At 66.8% G+C, this 14,801-nt stretch carries 12 protein-coding genes; 8 read left to right on the forward strand and 4 right to left on the reverse strand.

Annotated features, from left to right (window positions below; all coding sequences use genetic code 11):
- Nucleotides 1-14: 14 nt before the first annotated feature.
- Both BMZ43_RS08085 and BMZ43_RS08090 read right to left on the reverse strand, forming a co-directional pair.
- A complete protein-coding gene (locus tag BMZ43_RS08085; protein ID WP_093252229.1) occupies nt 15-1,247 on the reverse strand; it encodes a glutamate carboxypeptidase in 1,233 nt (410 codons plus the stop codon).
- Between the two features lie 210 nt (nt 1,248-1,457).
- Nucleotides 1,458-2,450, reverse strand: a complete 993-nt coding sequence (locus tag BMZ43_RS08090) for a dienelactone hydrolase family protein (RefSeq protein WP_256562893.1) — start codon at nt 2,448-2,450, stop codon at nt 1,458-1,460.
- Nucleotides 2,451-2,633: 183 nt separating this feature from the next.
- Between BMZ43_RS08090 and BMZ43_RS08095 the strand changes: the two genes are divergently transcribed.
- The 6 genes from BMZ43_RS08095 (at nt 2,634) to BMZ43_RS08120 (ending at nt 11,382) form a co-directional block, all read left to right on the forward strand.
- A complete protein-coding gene (locus BMZ43_RS08095; protein WP_017641408.1) occupies nt 2,634-3,602 on the forward strand; it encodes a helix-turn-helix domain-containing protein in 969 nt (322 codons plus the stop codon).
- 65 nt (nt 3,603-3,667) lie between these two features.
- A complete protein-coding gene (locus tag BMZ43_RS08100; RefSeq protein ID WP_093252235.1) occupies nt 3,668-4,594 on the forward strand; it encodes a SphA family protein in 927 nt (308 codons plus the stop codon).
- A 10-nt stretch (nt 4,595-4,604) separates the two neighbouring features.
- On the forward strand, nt 4,605-5,822 hold the full coding sequence (locus BMZ43_RS08105) for an MFS transporter (protein ID WP_093252237.1): 1,218 nt from the start codon (nt 4,605-4,607) through the stop codon (nt 5,820-5,822).
- A 20-nt stretch (nt 5,823-5,842) separates the two neighbouring features.
- Nucleotides 5,843-7,291: an amidase gene (locus BMZ43_RS08110; protein ID WP_093252243.1), complete on the forward strand. Its 1,449-nt coding sequence runs from the start codon at nt 5,843-5,845 to the stop codon at nt 7,289-7,291.
- A 238-nt stretch (nt 7,292-7,529) separates the two neighbouring features.
- Nucleotides 7,530-9,998 (forward strand): PAS domain-containing protein, encoded by a 2,469-nt coding sequence (locus BMZ43_RS08115; RefSeq protein ID WP_093252247.1) that lies wholly within the window; start codon nt 7,530-7,532, stop codon nt 9,996-9,998.
- A gap of 196 nt (nt 9,999-10,194) precedes the next feature.
- Complete coding sequence (locus tag BMZ43_RS08120; RefSeq protein ID WP_093252251.1) at nt 10,195-11,382, forward strand: BaiN/RdsA family NAD(P)/FAD-dependent oxidoreductase; 1,188 nt, start codon at nt 10,195-10,197, stop codon at nt 11,380-11,382.
- 35 nt (nt 11,383-11,417) lie between these two features.
- Here BMZ43_RS08120 and BMZ43_RS08125 read toward each other — a convergent pair whose 3' ends face one another.
- Entirely contained in the window at nt 11,418-12,455 is a 1,038-nt protein-coding gene (locus BMZ43_RS08125) for a membrane dipeptidase (RefSeq protein ID WP_371913854.1), read from the reverse strand.
- A 28-nt stretch (nt 12,456-12,483) separates the two neighbouring features.
- On the reverse strand, nt 12,484-12,744 hold the full coding sequence (locus tag BMZ43_RS08130) for a hypothetical protein (protein ID WP_093252256.1): 261 nt from the start codon (nt 12,742-12,744) through the stop codon (nt 12,484-12,486).
- Between the two features lie 259 nt (nt 12,745-13,003).
- Here BMZ43_RS08130 and cydP point away from each other — a divergent pair, with 259 nt between their 5' ends.
- Both cydP and BMZ43_RS08135 read left to right on the forward strand, forming a co-directional pair.
- Nucleotides 13,004-13,147 carry a cytochrome oxidase putative small subunit CydP gene (cydP, locus tag BMZ43_RS26475; protein ID WP_177344786.1) on the forward strand — a complete coding sequence of 48 codons (144 nt, stop codon included), beginning with the start codon at nt 13,004-13,006 and terminating at the stop codon, nt 13,145-13,147.
- 32 nt (nt 13,148-13,179) lie between these two features.
- The gene (locus BMZ43_RS08135) at nt 13,180-14,793 is read left to right on the forward strand and encodes a cytochrome ubiquinol oxidase subunit I (RefSeq protein WP_093252260.1); all 1,614 of its coding nucleotides are present in this window, start codon (nt 13,180-13,182) and stop codon (nt 14,791-14,793) included.
- Nucleotides 14,794-14,801: the final 8 nt, after the last annotated feature.

Below are 14,801 nucleotides of genomic sequence, written 5' to 3' on the forward strand. Positions count from 1 at the left end.
AGCCGCTTCGGCAGTTACTGCCCCTTGGACAGCTCCACCAGCATCCGCGTGAGCAGATAGATGCGCGGTGTCACGCTGTCCAGTTCCACGTATTCCTCGGGGGTATGCAGCTTGCCGCCGACGATGCCGAAGCCGTCCAGGGTCAGTACGCCGGCACCCGCTGCGATGCTGGCATCCGCGGCGCCGCCACTGCCCTCGACGGTCAGGGTGCGGCCCAGCTCGCCATAGATGCCCTGGGCCGTGGCCAGCAGCCGATCGCTCGCTGCGGTCTGCGGCATCGGCGGCAGGCCACGCTCCAGCCGCGTGGTCACCTCGGTGTCGGCAATCCGCTTGTTGGCGGCGATCCGCGCCAGGTCCTTTTCCACCCGGTCGAATTCTTCGGGCAGCGCGGCGCGAACGTCGGCCTTGGCGACGGCGTGATCGGGAATCACATTGATGCGGTCACCCGCTTCGATCACCGTGAAATTGACCGAAGTCTTCTTCTCCGCATCGCCCAGGTTGCCCAGTTGCAGTACCTGGTGCGCCACCTCGGTGGCGGCGTTACGCCCCAGTTCCGGGGAAACGCCGGCATGAGACGACTTGCCCTTGACCTCCACCACGGCGGTGGCGCTGCCCTTGCGCCACACTACCAGGCCATCGGCCGGCCGCCCCGGCTCCAGATTCAGCACCACGTCGTGCTGTTTGGCGGTGCTGGCGATCAGCTCGGTAGCGGCCTGGGAGCCGGTCTCTTCGCTAGCATCCAGCAACAGGGTGATCTGCCCGTAATCCTTGAAGTCGAGGGTCTTGAGAATCTGCAGCGCCGCCAGGGCGACCACGATGCCACCCTTGTCGTCGGACACGCCCGGGCCATAGGCGCGTTTTTCATCGGTACGATACGGCCGGGCCTTGGCCGTGCCTTCCTTGAACACCGTATCCATGTGCGCCAGCAAGAGGATCTTGGCCTTGCCGCTGCCCTTGAGCGTCGCCACCAGGTGCTGGCTCTTGTCCGGCGCGGTGTTGGGCACCTCTTGCACCGTGGCGCCGAGTTTCTGCAATTCCGCGCTGACGAGCTTGCCCACCTCGGTCAGGCCGGGCGCGTAGCCGGACCCCGAGTCGATGTTCACCAACCGCTCCAGCAACGTGAGCGTCGGCGCCTTGGCCTGCTCCGCGGCGGTCTGGATGCGCGCGTCGAGCGCGGCACTGGCGGGCAAGGCGATGCAGCAGGTGAGAACGGCAGCGAGGGTGGTACGCAAGAACGGAGCGGACATCGGACTTTCCTTGTTGGCCTTATTGGATTAGTCAGACAACTGTAGTCGCAGCAAGGACATAGGGGAAATCAGGCTGCCAGCTGTTTGGCGCAGGCCTGCAATCATCCCAGGAACATCGCTCCCAGCAGCCGCTAGCCATTGACGGCGTGCTGCTCCGCCGCACCTGCATGGGCACCCTCTGGCGAGACCAGGGCTGGTCAGGGGTCAGCCCTAGTTCACGAGGGCCTTGAGCGCCTCCAGGACATCCCGGGTGGCCTGCTGGGTCGCCGCCGCATCAGGCCCGACCTTGGGGCCCAGCACGACGCAGCTGTCCTTATAGGAAAAGACCTTGCCAGTCTGCTGATTGATCAACTCGCCCTTGGCGTTCTCGGCGATCCGGCAGTCACGCACGGTCTGGCTGTCCTTCGCGACCACCACCGGACTCCAGACATAGGGATTGTCGAAGCCATGCTCGGCGTGGGGATAGGTATGAACCCGGAGGTCGGCGCCCTGCTGCTTGAGCGTCGCGAAATAGCCCTCGCAACGGGAATAGGGATCGTAGTTGTCGGCCAGTCCGTGGTACACGCGCAGCGGCTTGGCGACGACCCTGTCCTGCTCACGAAAGGTGATCGAGCAGTCGGGATAGAACGACAGGTAGCCGGCGAACTGGAAATCCTGGCTTTTCCAGAGCTTGTCGAAGCGCGCCATGGCCGCATAGAGCGAGGCCTGCCCGCCGCGGGAAAAGCCCATGAGGATGATCTTGCCTGGATCGATTCGCGCGTGCCGCGCGAGCAGGGCGCCGGCGCGATAGTCATCCAGGACGAAATTGAGCCGCCCCAGCTGGGCCTGGTCGGTGGCGGTACTGGTGATGCCCCGGCCCGAGAAGCCATCTACGGCGAAGGTGGCGATGCCGACCTGATTGAACTGCCGCTGCCAATAGCTGATGTTGGCGCCCAGGCCTCCCGAACCATGCTGGAGGATCACCACCGGGACCTTGCCAGCGCCTGGAGGCAGCGACAGCACGCCACCGAGCAGGACCTCGGTACCGCCTTTGTCCCCCGTCAGGAATTGCTGATCGCTAAGGGTCAGCGAGGTGAAGGTCAGCACCTCTTGCCGAGCGGGGATATCGGTTGCCGGCGAGGTGGCGGCACAGATGGTGGCACAGGTAAGGCAGGCAATGGTCCCGAGCGCGGGGCGCAAAGATCCAGAGGACAGATGGCGCATCGGCTGCATCCTTCTTGTGGGGTCCTCCCAGGGTAGCCAATCAACGGCGCCCTGCTGCGGAGGCGGTGAGCAGAACCTGCTGCACTAGCCAAATTTGGCACCTTTGCCGCGCACTCCCGCCTTGAGGTACGAAACTTGTAGCTCCCGCGCCAACGGCCCTTTGCTACCCAAAAGGTTTCCTAAATGCACCAAGACGGCTCCCTCGCGTTACCGCCGCGCGTCCGGCATCGGTATACCGGTGACATCGACGAGCACGCGCTCTGCGTCGAGGGCTGGCGCATGCAATACGATCAGCTGTCCGCGGGCCGCTTCCAGGGCGAACTCAGCGACCTCTGGCTGGACGACATCAGCCTGCTGCGGGACAGATCCAACCAGGCCATGCTCAAGAGCGGCGAGGCCCAGGGGGAAACCCTGACCTTCAGCCTGCCCATCCGCAACGCTGGCGCCCTGCACTGCGCCGGTCATACCCTCCACGAGGCCCAGTTGCTGGTGGCACGCGGGGACAACCTGCCGGAGTTGCGTACCCCGGCCAATCTCGAATTGCTCTGCATCAACCTGCAGGAAGCCGAGATGGCGCGACTGCTGGCCTGCCAGCACAGCACCCTGGGCGTGCGCGACCTGCCCGGCTGCTATCGGCTACCGGCAGGGGGTGCCTATCTGGAGTTGGCACGGCTGGCCCAAGAGCTCTTCACCCCCGAGGCGCAGATCCTGACCTGGCTGGCGCAGCCGCGCGCGCGCGCCATGCTGCGCGACACCGTGCTGATGCACCTGCTCGATCTGCTCGACACCGGCGAGCCCCACGAACTGGCACCGAGCGCTCGACTGCGGGTGATCCGGCGGGCACGAGAGTACGCCCTGGCCCATCCGGATCAGCCGCCCAGCATCCTCGAACTGTGCAATAGAGTCGGCGCCAGTCGCCGCAAGCTGCAGTACTGCTTCCAGGAGACCCTGGGCATCAATCCGCTGGCCTATCTACGTACCCTGCGCCTCAATGCGGCGCATCGTGCCCTGCGCCGGGGCGCAGGCGAGTCGGTGCAGGACGTCGCCGCCCAGTGGGGCTTCTGCCATCTCAGCCGCTTCGCCCGCGACTACCAGACGCTGTTCGGGCAACTGCCTTCCACCACCCTCAAGGCCGCCGGGCAAAAGTGCTGAATCTGGCTAACGGCGGGTAACGGCTTTCCCTCAGGCTGAACTGGCCAATAAGAAGAGGGAACTCCATGAACGTTACCCGTCCGTTTCACGTCCTCGCCGTCGGCCTCGCCGCCCTGGGGATGACCGCAGCAAGCCTTGCCACCGAGAACGGCTCCCCCACCACCGCCTTCGGTGTCTACAACTTCGGCGCCGGCTTTACCCCGCCGCCCACGCCCCATGGCACCCTTGGCCTGCGTGCCAACTACTACCGGGCGACGTCCATTCGCGACAGTCATGGCCGCGACAACGGCAACGACTTTTCCATCGATGTGCTGTCCCTGGGCCTGGCCTACCTGAAGATGACAGATACCCGGGTGCTCGGCGCCCGCTACGGCTTCGGCGGGGTGGCGCCCTTCTTCAAGATGGACGCGGACCTCACCATCAAGGCCAATGGCGTCCCGGTGTTTTCCGACAGCGCCGACCTCTTCCGCCAGGCCGATTTCCAGGTGATTCCACTGATCCTGCAGTGGGAGCCCTCGCGCAACCTGGGGGTGAACTTCTGGTTCCAGGTGCAGGCGCCCACCGGTGACTATGACAAGAATCGGTTGGTCAATCCGGGCACCAACCACTGGACCATCTCGCCGATGCTCAACCTGAGCTACATCACCGATTCGGGCTTCGAGGTGTCGTCCAGCTTCCAGGCCGATTTCAACAGCCGCAACCACGCCACCGACTACCGCAGCGGCACCGAATACCGCCACGAATTCGCCGTGGGCCAGCACGTCGGCCCCTGGACCCTAGGCCTGGGCGGCTACTACTACCGCCAGCTCACCGACGACGATGCGCCCGGCCTCAGCCGTGGCAATCGTGCCCGGATACTGGCGCTGGGCCCGGCGCTGAGCTTCTTCCAGCCGGGTCTGCCGCCGGTCTGGGTGCATTTCTACAAGGACATCGACGCCCGCAACCGCGCCGAGGGCTACACTCTCGCCGTGCGGCTCTCCCACAGCTTCTGAGGATCCGCCCATGACACTCAAAGCCTCCTCCAGCCCCTTGGCCGGTCGGCGCCAGGGCGCCGTGCTCCTGCTCGGCAGCAGCCTGACCATCATGGGTTCGGTGATGGTCGCCCCGATCATTCCCAAGCTGGGTGCCGAATTCGGCCCGGTCGAACCTCGTGCCGATCTGCTGATCCCCCTGGCGATGACCGGCCCCGCCCTGGCCATCGCCCTCTTCGCGCCTCTGGCCGGCTGGCTGGCCGACCGCCTGGGTCGCAAGCGCCTGCTGGTCCTGGCGACGCTGTGCTACGCCGTGCTCGGCATGCTGCCGGCACTGTTGCAGTCGCTGCCGGCCATCACCCTCACCCGCCTGGTCTTCGGCCTGGCCGAGGCGGCGGTGATGACCTGCTGCGTGACCCTGATCGCCGACTACTGGCAGGGCAGCAAGCGCCTGGCCTATGTCAATGGCCAGGTCATCACCATCAGCCTGGTGGGCTCGCTGTTCTTCGTGGTCGGTGGCGCGCTCGGCGAGCATTCCTGGCGCACGCCCTTCTATCTCTATCTGCTGCCGCTGCTGCTGGTGCCCTTCATGTTGCGGCTGCTGTGGGAGCCCAGCCGCACCAGCGCCCAGAGCCACGTCGATGAAGGCCCCCAGCACAGCGCGCCGCTGCCGCTGACCGTCAACTATCTGCTGGTCTTCGCCGGCATGGTGCTCAGCGTGGTGGTGCCCATCCAGAGTCCGCTGCTGCTGGTGCAACTGGGCGTGACCTCCAGCACCCTGATCGGCGCCTCGGCGGGCCTTGGCCTGCTGGCGACCCTGGGCGGGCCGCTGCTGTGGCCGCTGCTGCGCCGCTGGTGGGGCCTGGCCGGCTGCAATGCCGTGCTGTTGGCCTGCATGGGCATCGGTCTCTGGCTGCTGGTGAACGCCCGCAGTTACGAAGCCGTGCTGGTGGCGGTGACCATCCATGGCCTCGGCGTCGGCATGCTGGTGCCCAACACCATGGCACCGGTGATGGGCGCCCTGAGCGCCCGGGCCCGGGGTCGCGGCATGGGCGGCTATACCGGCTGCCTCTATTTCGGCCAGTTCGCCAGCCCCCTGGTGGTGGCCGCGGTCCTGCCCTTCGCCGGCGATCTGCACCTGGCCATCCGCGCCCTGGCCAGCGCCGCCCTGGTCGCCGCCCTCGCCTGGGCCGCCGTCGGCCTGCTGCGACGCAAGACCGCCCTGCCGACCCCGTCGCGCTCTTCTTGACTTCTGCTCGAGGATCTTCCATGCATAGCCTGCAACCCCTGCTGGACACCCAAGACGGCCACGGCCTGGCGACGCTGCTGCGGCAGCGCGAGATCACGGCGAGCGAGCTGCTCGAAGCGGTCATCGAACGCCTGGACACCGTGGAGCCCAGCCTCAATGCCGTAAGCGAACGGCTGTATGACCAGGCCCGCGCGGCGGCCAAGGCACCGCTCGACGTCGATGCGCCCTTCGCTGGCGTCCCGACCCTGGTCAAGGACCTCTTCACCCCGCTGGCCGGGGCCCGCATGACCAATGGCTCCCTGGCCCTGGGCGAGGCGCGGCCGGATTTCGATTGCGAACTGGTGACCCGCCTGCGTCGGGCCGGTAGCCTGTTCGTCGGTACCACCACCTCGCCGGAATTCGGTACCTCCTACAGCACCGAGTCCCGCCGCTTCGGCGCCACCGCCAATCCCTGGAATCCCGCCCACAGCGCCGGCGGCTCCAGCGGCGGCGCGGCCGCCCTGGTCGCCGCGCGAGTGGTGCCCTTCGCCCATGGCAACGACGGTGGCGGCTCGCTGCGAGTGCCGGCGTCCTGCTGCGGGATCTTCGGTCTCAAGCCCAGTCGTGGCCGGATGCCTTCCGGGCCCATGGTCGGTGAAGGCTGGGCCGGCATGGGCACGCCCCATGCCATGAGTCTGTCGGTGCGCGACAACGCCCTGCTGCTGGATGCCACCGCCGGTGCCGATCTGGGCGCGCCCTATGCGGCTCCGGCCCACGCCGTCCCCTTCGCCAGCCTGCTGGAGCGCGATCCGAAACCGCTGCGCATCGCCCTGGTCGAGCACCTGGCGCCCTGGCCGAGCGGCCCCGAGGCCCTGGCCGCGGTGCGCCACACCGCCCGGCTGTGCGAAAGCCTTGGCCATCACGTCGAGCCGGCGACCCTGCCGGTGGACCTGCCACGCTTTCTCGACCAGGTGTTCGACATCATCGGTCCCAGCACCCGTCACTACCTGCAGGTGCTCGGCGCGATGCGCGGTGCCGCGGTCAGCGAAGAGGAGCTGGATGCGCGGACCCGGGTGATCCTGCGCGAGCGGGGCGACATCCCCGCCCATCGCTACGCCGCCGCGGTGGAAGGCCTGCATGCCCTGGGCCGGACTCTGGCGCGCTTTCTCACCGACTATGATGTGATCCTCACCCCTACCCTGACCCGCGAGCCGCCGCGCCTGGGCGAACTGGACGGTGGCAACGGGGAGCGTCCGCTGGCCGAGGCCATCGCGGCCTTCCACAGCTATTCGCCCTTCACCGCCCTGTTCAATGCCAGCGGCCAGCCGGCCATGTCGGTGCCGCTCTGGTGGACCGGCAATGACCTGCCGCTGGGCAGTCACTTCGCCGCGCGTTTCGGCGAGGAAGGGACCCTGCTGGCGCTGGCCGCCCAGCTGGAACGCGCCCAGCCCTGGGCGGACCGGCGGCCGCCGCTGGCGGGAATCCGCTGACCGTCGGCGCGCGACCCGCCACCCCGGGCCGCACGGCAACGCCGGCGGCGGCCGCGGGCCAGAGGCGGAGATGCCCCTCGCAACTTAGCGGGCATCCCGTCACCCGCTTCGCTTGGATGCTCGCTATACTGGCCGCGCACGGCCTGTGACGAATCCCTCTGGCATCGGTGCTGGAGGCTTCAGCCTGTCGCTCGCCATCTTCCCTGCTGCCCGGGCAGGCAACCGTACGAGCGACCCGATGAGCATTCTCACCTCGACTCCCGTCCCCTCGTACGCCCTGGCCCAGGACCTTGATCTCATCGCCGAGATCGCCGCGGTACCCAAGATCCTGGACGTGGTCTGCCGGATGACCGGCATGGGCTTCGCCGCCGTCGCCCGGGTGACCGACGACCACTGGATCGCCTGCAGCACCCTCGATCTCATCGGTTTCGGCCTTCAGCCCGGGGGCGAGCTGGAACTCAAATCGACCATCTGCGACGAGATCCGCGACCATCGCCAGCCGGTGGTGATCGACGACGTCGCGCAGGACGACTGCTACCGTCACCATCACACGCCCCGGCGCTACGGCCTGCGCAGCTATATTTCGGTCCCCATCGTGCTGGACGATGGCAGCTTCTTCGGCACCCTCTGCGCCATCGATCCGCGACCGGCCACACCGAGCAGCCCCGAGATACTGACCGCCTTCGAACTCTTCGCCGGCATGATCGCGCTGGAGATCGGCGCCCAGCGCCGCTTCCTCGCCGCCCGCAACGTCCTGCACAGCGAGGGCTTTTCCCGCAGCCTGCTCCAGGCCAGCCTGGACTGCGTCAAGGTCCTCTCCGCCGGGGGTCATATCGAATTCATGAACGCCCAGGGCCTGGAGCTGAACCAGCTGCGGTCCGTCGATCAGGTGATGGGCCGCGAGTACGCGGCGCTCTGGCCGGACGAGGAAGTCGAGAAGATCCGCCACGCCGTCAAGCGTGCCGTCGACGGCCAGACCACCCGGGTCGAGGGCTTCTGCCCCACCGCCCGTGGCGAGCCACGCTGGTGGGAGGTGTCCTGCTCGCCTTTCGCGGTGGCCGGCACCGGCGAGGTGAAGATCGTCTGCATCTCCCGCGACATCAGCAGCCGCATCCTCGCCCAGCAGGCGCAACAGGCCCGAGCCGAAGCCATCGCCGCGCTCAACAGCGAACTGGAGCAGCGCATTTCGGAGCGCACCGCCGAGCGCGATCAGATCTGGAACTGTTCGACCGATCCACTGTGCGTGGCGGACCTCGAGGGCTTCTTCGTCAACCTCAATCCGGCCTGGCAGCTGACCCTGGGCTGGTCGCTCGAAGAACTCAGGGCCCAGCCATTCCTGGCCTTTGTCCATACCGACGACCTCGTTGCCACGCGCCAGGCGTTCCGCGACGTCAAGCAGGGCATTGCGCTGGTCGGCTTCGAAAACCGCTACCGCCATCGCGACGGTTCCTACCGCTGGTTTTCCTGGAATGCCACGCGCAGTGGCGAACTGATCTATGCCACCGTGCGCGACGTGACCCAGCAACGCCAGCAGACGCTGGATCTCGCGGCTGCCGAGGATGCCCTGCGCCAGGCGCAGAAGATGGAAGCCATCGGCCAGCTCACCGGCGGCGTCGCCCATGACTTCAACAACCTGCTCACGGTCGCCCGTACCTCCTGCGACCTGCTCAAGCGCCCGAACCTCAGCGAAGCCCGCCGCGAGCGCTACCTGGAGGCGATCTCCACCACCGTGGATCGCGCCGCCAGATTGACCGGCCAGCTGCTGGCCTTCGCCCGCCGCCAGACGCTGGCACCCGAGGTGTTTTCCGCCCGGGAGAATGTGCTGGCCATGAGCGACATGCTGGAAACCCTGCTCGGCTCGCACGTCGGCATCGAACTCGACCTGAGCGACGACCCCTGCCTGGTCTATGCCGACCCCAGCCAGTTCGATACCGCCCTGGTGAACATCGCGGTGAACGCCCGCGACGCCATGAGCGGTGCCGGCCGCCTGACCGTCAGCGTCAGCACCGTCGCCTGCATTCCGGCCAGCGCGGCACAGCCCGAACTCGCCCTGCCGGCGGTGGCCATCGCCCTGACGGACAACGGCAGCGGCATCGCCCGGGAGCACCTGGAGCAGATCTTCGAGCCCTTCTTCACCACCAAGCGAGTGGGCCAGGGCACCGGTCTCGGCCTGAGCCAGGTGTTCGGCTTCATCAAGCAATCCGGTGGCGAGGTACGGGTCACGAGCGAGATCGGCCGCGGGACGACCTTCCACCTCTATCTGCCGGTCGCCCCAACGATCGGGCAGCCGTCATCCCTCAATGACGCCACGGCAACGGCCGACGGCGGCGGGATCACCGTCCTGGTGGTCGAAGACAATCTCGAGGTCGGTACCTTCGCCGTCGATCTGCTGAGCGATCTCGGCTACCACGCCGTGCTGGCCGTAACTGCCGAGAGCGCCCTCGCCTTGCTCGCCGACCAGCCAGGCCAGTTCGACGTGGTCTTCTCGGATGTCGTCATGCCCGGCATGAGCGGACTCGAACTGGCCATCGAGATCAGACGCCTCTATCGCGACCTGCCGATCCTGCTGACCTCCGGCTACAGCCAGGTGCTGGCGACCCATGGCGCCCAGGGCTTCGAATTGCTCCACAAGCCCTACTCGGCGGAAGCCTTGTCGCGCCGGCTGCAGGGAATCCTGGCCGAGCCCGAGACGCATCTGGCGACCTAGCGCGCTCCCGGCAACGCTGAGGCACTGGCCCACGCTCAGGTGACGACCGCCCTGCGCCGCGCGCGGCGACCGCGCGGGAGCGGGCGCGACGGAGCACCAGAGCGGGCCGACAGCGGCCACCCCTGCAGCGCGGGCGATCAGGTAACATGCGCCGCCGCGGGCCGGTGGCCCCCTATCTGCAGGCAAGGAGTCAAGAGTGTTCGATACCCAGGTCATCATCATCGGGGCCGGCGCGGCCGGTTTGATGTGCGCCCTGAGCGCCGCGGCGCGCGGGCGCCAGGTGCTGGTACTCGATCACGCCAACAAGGCGGGCAAGAAGATCCTCATGTCCGGGGGCGGCCGCTGCAACTTCACCAACCTCTATTGCGAGCCCGCCAACTTCCTCTCGCAGAATGCACATTTCTGCAAATCGGCTCTGGCGCGTTTCACCCAGTGGGATTTCATCGCCCTGGTGGCCAAGCATGGCGTGCCCTACCACGAGAAGAAGCTCGGCCAGCTGTTCTGCGACAACAAGGCCAGCGACATCCTCGCCCTGCTGCTGGACGAGTGCGAACAGGGCGGCGTCGACATCCGCCTCGATACCTCGGTGCAGGAGATCACCCGCCTCGACCCAGGCGGCTATCAGTTGCAGACCAGCCTGGGCCCGGTGCTCGGCGAATCCCTGGTGATCGCCACCGGCGGCCTGTCGATCCCGACCCTGGGCGCCACCGGCTTCGGCTATCAGGTCGCCCGCCAGTTCGGCCACCAGCTGCTGCCGACCCGCGCCGGCCTGGTGCCCTTTACCATCACCGATCCCCAGCAGAAGGAATTCTGCAGCGCCCTGTCCGGCACGGCGGTGGAAGACTGCCGGATCAGCTGCAATGGCCAGAGTTTCGTCGAGAATCTGCTGTTCACTCACCGTGGCCTGAGCGGTCCGGCGATCCTGCAGATCTCCTCCTACTGGCAACCGGGCGACACCCTCAGCATCGACCTGCTGCCCCACCTCGACCTGGTGCAATGGCTCGCCGAGCAGCGCCAGGCGCGCCCCAACAGCGAACTCAAGACGCTGCTCGGCGAGCTGTTCACCAAAAAGATGGCCACCCTGCTCGCCGACAGCTGGTTCCAGTCCAAGCCCTTGAAGCAGTACACCCCCGACGAACTCAAGGCCATCGCGGCGCGGCTGCACGACTGGCAGCTGATCCCGGCGGGCACCGAAGGCTATCGCACCGCCGAGGTCACCCTGGGCGGCGTCGACACCCGCGAGGTCTCGTCCAAGACCCTGGAGTCGCTCAAGTCACCTGGACTGTACTTCATCGGCGAGGTGCTGGACGTCACCGGCCATCTGGGCGGTTTCAACTTCCAGTGGGCCTGGGCTTCGGGCTACGCGGCGGCGCAGTACGTCTAGGCCAAGAGACCTGGGACAGCGTCCTGCACCGGGACTCAGGTAACCGCAGACGGCCAGGTCTGGCTCGCGATGCGCAAGAAATTCCCGCCCAGAATGGCGTCGATGTCAGCGGCAGCGTAGCCCCGACCCGCCAGTTGGCGTACCAGTTCAGGGAGCGCCTCGGGTTGCAACTGGGTATGACCGTGAGGCTGTCCATAATGACGCGTCGGCCACCAGTCTTCCGCGTCGACGCCCGCAGGAAGGTCATGGTCGGCAGGGCACAACTCGGTATCCAGTCCAATGCCGATATGCCGGGTTCCGACTCGTTCCGCCAGGTAGTCGATCTGGTGGATATAGCTGGCCACCGACGCCTCGGGATCACCCAGAAAGATGCCTAGCCCGGTCAGGCCGATCACGCCATCCTGTTCCGCGCAGGCGCGGATCTGCCGATCGCTGATCGTCCGGGGATGATCATGGAGCGCCTTGATGTTGGTGTGGGAGAAGACCACCGGCCGGGTCGAGACCGCCATGATCTCCAGGCTGGCACGCTCGCTGGCATGGGAACAGTCGAGGGTGATGCCCGCGGCATTGCCGGCCGCCACCACCGCGCGACCCAGCGTCGTCAGACCGCCGCCCTCACCATGGCAACCCCCGGCGCAGGCGTTGTCGCGGTTGTAGGCGAGCAGCATCTGGCGTACCCCGAGGGCGGCATAGAGCCCGACCATCGCCGGGTCGTCGAGCAGCATGGTCGAGCCTTCGAGATCGAAGGAAACGGCCAGTTTGCCCTGTTCGTGCGCCCGGTGGAGGTCGGCCACCTCGCCGACGAGACGGAAGTGCGCGTCATGCCGGGCCAGCCAGGCACGGAAGCCGGCGAGGGTTTGCAGCACCGTGGTGAAAGGCGTCATGTCCATGCCGACATTGATCGACACATGATGGAAGCCGGCGTCGCGATAGCGACTCAAGCCAGACATATCCTGTCCCGGCACCAGGGGCAGGCAGGCATGTGCCTCCCAGCGTATCGGCTTGAGGCCTGTTGCCATGGCCGCGACAGTCTGCATCTTCGTCCCCTCCACACGTCTCGAGGGGTTCAACATAGCATGCAGACTGGGGCCGGCCTCGGCGCTAGCCGACGTTCACGCCTCGCAGCAGCGCCAGATCCACGGCCCGCGCCTGATAGCGCACCGCGGCCTGGCCATAGGCCTGGGGATCGAGCACCTGGTCCCAGCGTGCCGATGCCTGCTGCTGAACCGCCACGACCTCGGCGTGCGCCGCCTTGGGTTGCAGCGCCGCCTGGGCGCGTCTTTCATTGATCTCGGCGGCCATGGCGGTATAGCTGGCGGTGCTGAGCAGGGCGAGTGCGGCCATCTTGTTGAAGACGTTCATGGTGGATTCTCCGGTCTTGAACATGGGGGCTGGCGTCACCGCGGAAGCGGTCCGGCGTCAGTCACGGTGCTACCTTGCGCCCTGGCGTCTTAACGCTGTCTTAACGCCTCTGAACCCGACCTGAACGGCTGCGACAACCTGCCCCAGGCGATGGCCACTGGCCAATTGATCTGGATCAGTTTTGCCCAGGGCCAGCAGGCGCATCCTGCATGCAGCCGCCACTCCGCCCTGGAGGGGCGCCACGGCTCGCGAGGTCGCCATGAACGGACGCCTGATCAAAGAACTCTTGGTCATCCTGCTGATCAAGCTGGCGCTGCTGATGGTGATCAAGAGCCTCTGGTTCAGCGCCCCCACGGTCCCGCCCGACGCCACCCAGGCGGTCAGCGCCCACCTGCTGGACTAGCACCCTTTCCCCCTTCTGAGGAGATTGCCGGGATGATCTCGGAATCCGTCGTGGATCTGTCACGCCTGCAATTCGGCATGACCGCGCTGTATCACTTCATCTTCGTGCCCCTGACCCTGGGGCTGGTGGTGATCCTGGGAATCATGGAGTCGGTCTATGTGATGACCGGCAAACAGGTCTACAGGGACATGACCAAGTTCTGGGGCAAGCTGTTCGGCATCAACTTCGCCCTGGGCGTCACCACCGGCCTGACCATGGAGTTCCAGTTCGGCACCAACTGGGCCTACTACTCCCACTATGTCGGCGACATCTTCGGTGCGCCCCTGGCTATCGAGGGCCTGATGGCCTTCTTCCTAGAATCCACCCTGATCGGGCTGTTCTTCTTTGGCTGGGATCGCCTGTCCAAGGGCCAGCACCTGCTGGTGACCTGGCTGGTGGCGTTGGGCTCGAACCTCTCCGCCCTGTGGATCCTGGTGGCCAACGGCTGGATGCAGAACCCGGTCGGCGCCGAGTTCAACTACGTGACCATGCGCATGGAGCTGGCCGACTTCGGTGCCCTGCTGCTCAACCCCGTGGCCCAGGTGAAGTTCGTCCACACCGTGGCCTCGGGCTACGTCACCGGCGCCATCTTCGTGCTGGCGATCTCCAGCTACTACCTGCTCAAGGGTCGCGACATCGGCTTCGCCCGGCGCTCCTTCGCCGTGGCCGCCGCCTTCGGTACTGCCGCGGTCATCTCGGTGATCGTGCTGGGTGACGAATCCGGCTATCGCGTGGGCGAGGTCCAGAAGGTCAAGTTGGCCGCCATCGAAGCCGAGTGGAACACCGAGGAAGCCCCGGCCTCCTTCACCCTGTTCGGCATCCCCAATCAACAGGAGATGCGCACCGAATACGCGGTGAAGATCCCTTATCTGATGGGCCTGATCGCCACCCGCTCCACCACCGAACAGGTCACCGGCATCAAGGATCTGGTCAGCCAATACGAGGCCCGCGTCCGCAACGGCGCCCAGGCTTACGCCCTGCTGGAGCGACTGCGCGCCGGCGACGACTCCGCCGCCACCCGCGCCGCCTTCGACGCCCACAAGCAGGACCTGGGGTATGGCCTGCTGTTGAAGAAATACGTCAACGATCCCGCCACGGCCACCCCCGAGCAGGTCCGCCAGGCCGCGCGGGACACCATCCCTGGCGTCGCCAGCCTGTTCTGGACCTTCCGCATCATGGTCGCCAGTGGCGTGCTGATGCTGGCGCTGTTCATCTGCGCCTTCTGGGCCTCGACCCGGCGCAACGAGCTCAAGAAGCCCTGGCTGCTGAAGTGGGCCCTGTTCAGCCTGCCGCTGCCCTGGATCGCCACCCAGACCGGCTGGTGGGTGGCCGAGCATGGTCGCCAGCCCTGGACCATCAGCGAGGTCCTGCCCACCCACCTGTCGGCCTCGACCCTGGCTCCGGCCGATCTGTGGGGCTCCATCGGCGCCCTGGTGACCTTCTACACCCTGCTCCTGATCGTGGAGATGTACCTGATGATCCGCTTCGCCCGCCTCGGCCCGAGCAGCCTGCACACCGGCCGCTACTTCCACGAACGGGTTGCCCAGGTCGGCGACGCCCTGCGCCAGGCCGCCACCGCCAAGCCCGTCGCACCGGCCAACGCCTGAGGAGACTG

The sequence above is a fragment of the Pseudomonas sp. Snoq117.2 genome (assembly GCF_900110545.1).
Lineage (GTDB): Bacteria > Pseudomonadota > Gammaproteobacteria > Pseudomonadales > Pseudomonadaceae > Chryseomonas > Chryseomonas benzopyrenica.

Excerpts from the sequence above, each read along its gene's own strand:
- BMZ43_RS08085 (WP_093252229.1), bottom strand. The coding sequence starts at position 1,247 with ATGTCCGCTCCGTTCTTGCGTACCACCCTCGCTGCCGTTCTCACCTGC.
- BMZ43_RS08090 (WP_256562893.1), bottom strand. The coding sequence starts at position 2,450 with ATGCGCCATCTGTCCTCTGGATCTTTGCGCCCCGCGCTCGGGACCATT.
- BMZ43_RS08095 (WP_017641408.1), top strand. The coding sequence starts at position 2,634 with ATGCACCAAGACGGCTCCCTCGCGTTACCGCCGCGCGTCCGGCATCGG.
- BMZ43_RS08100 (WP_093252235.1), top strand. The coding sequence starts at position 3,668 with ATGAACGTTACCCGTCCGTTTCACGTCCTCGCCGTCGGCCTCGCCGCC.
- BMZ43_RS08105 (WP_093252237.1), top strand. The coding sequence starts at position 4,605 with ATGACACTCAAAGCCTCCTCCAGCCCCTTGGCCGGTCGGCGCCAGGGC.
- BMZ43_RS08110 (WP_093252243.1), top strand. The coding sequence starts at position 5,843 with ATGCATAGCCTGCAACCCCTGCTGGACACCCAAGACGGCCACGGCCTG.
- BMZ43_RS08115 (WP_093252247.1), top strand. The coding sequence starts at position 7,530 with ATGAGCATTCTCACCTCGACTCCCGTCCCCTCGTACGCCCTGGCCCAG.
- BMZ43_RS08125 (WP_371913854.1), bottom strand. The coding sequence starts at position 12,455 with ATGTTGAACCCCTCGAGACGTGTGGAGGGGACGAAGATGCAGACTGTC.
- BMZ43_RS08130 (WP_093252256.1), bottom strand. The coding sequence starts at position 12,744 with ATGAACGTCTTCAACAAGATGGCCGCACTCGCCCTGCTCAGCACCGCC.
- cydP (WP_177344786.1), top strand. The coding sequence starts at position 13,004 with ATGAACGGACGCCTGATCAAAGAACTCTTGGTCATCCTGCTGATCAAG.
- BMZ43_RS08135 (WP_093252260.1), top strand. The coding sequence starts at position 13,180 with ATGATCTCGGAATCCGTCGTGGATCTGTCACGCCTGCAATTCGGCATG.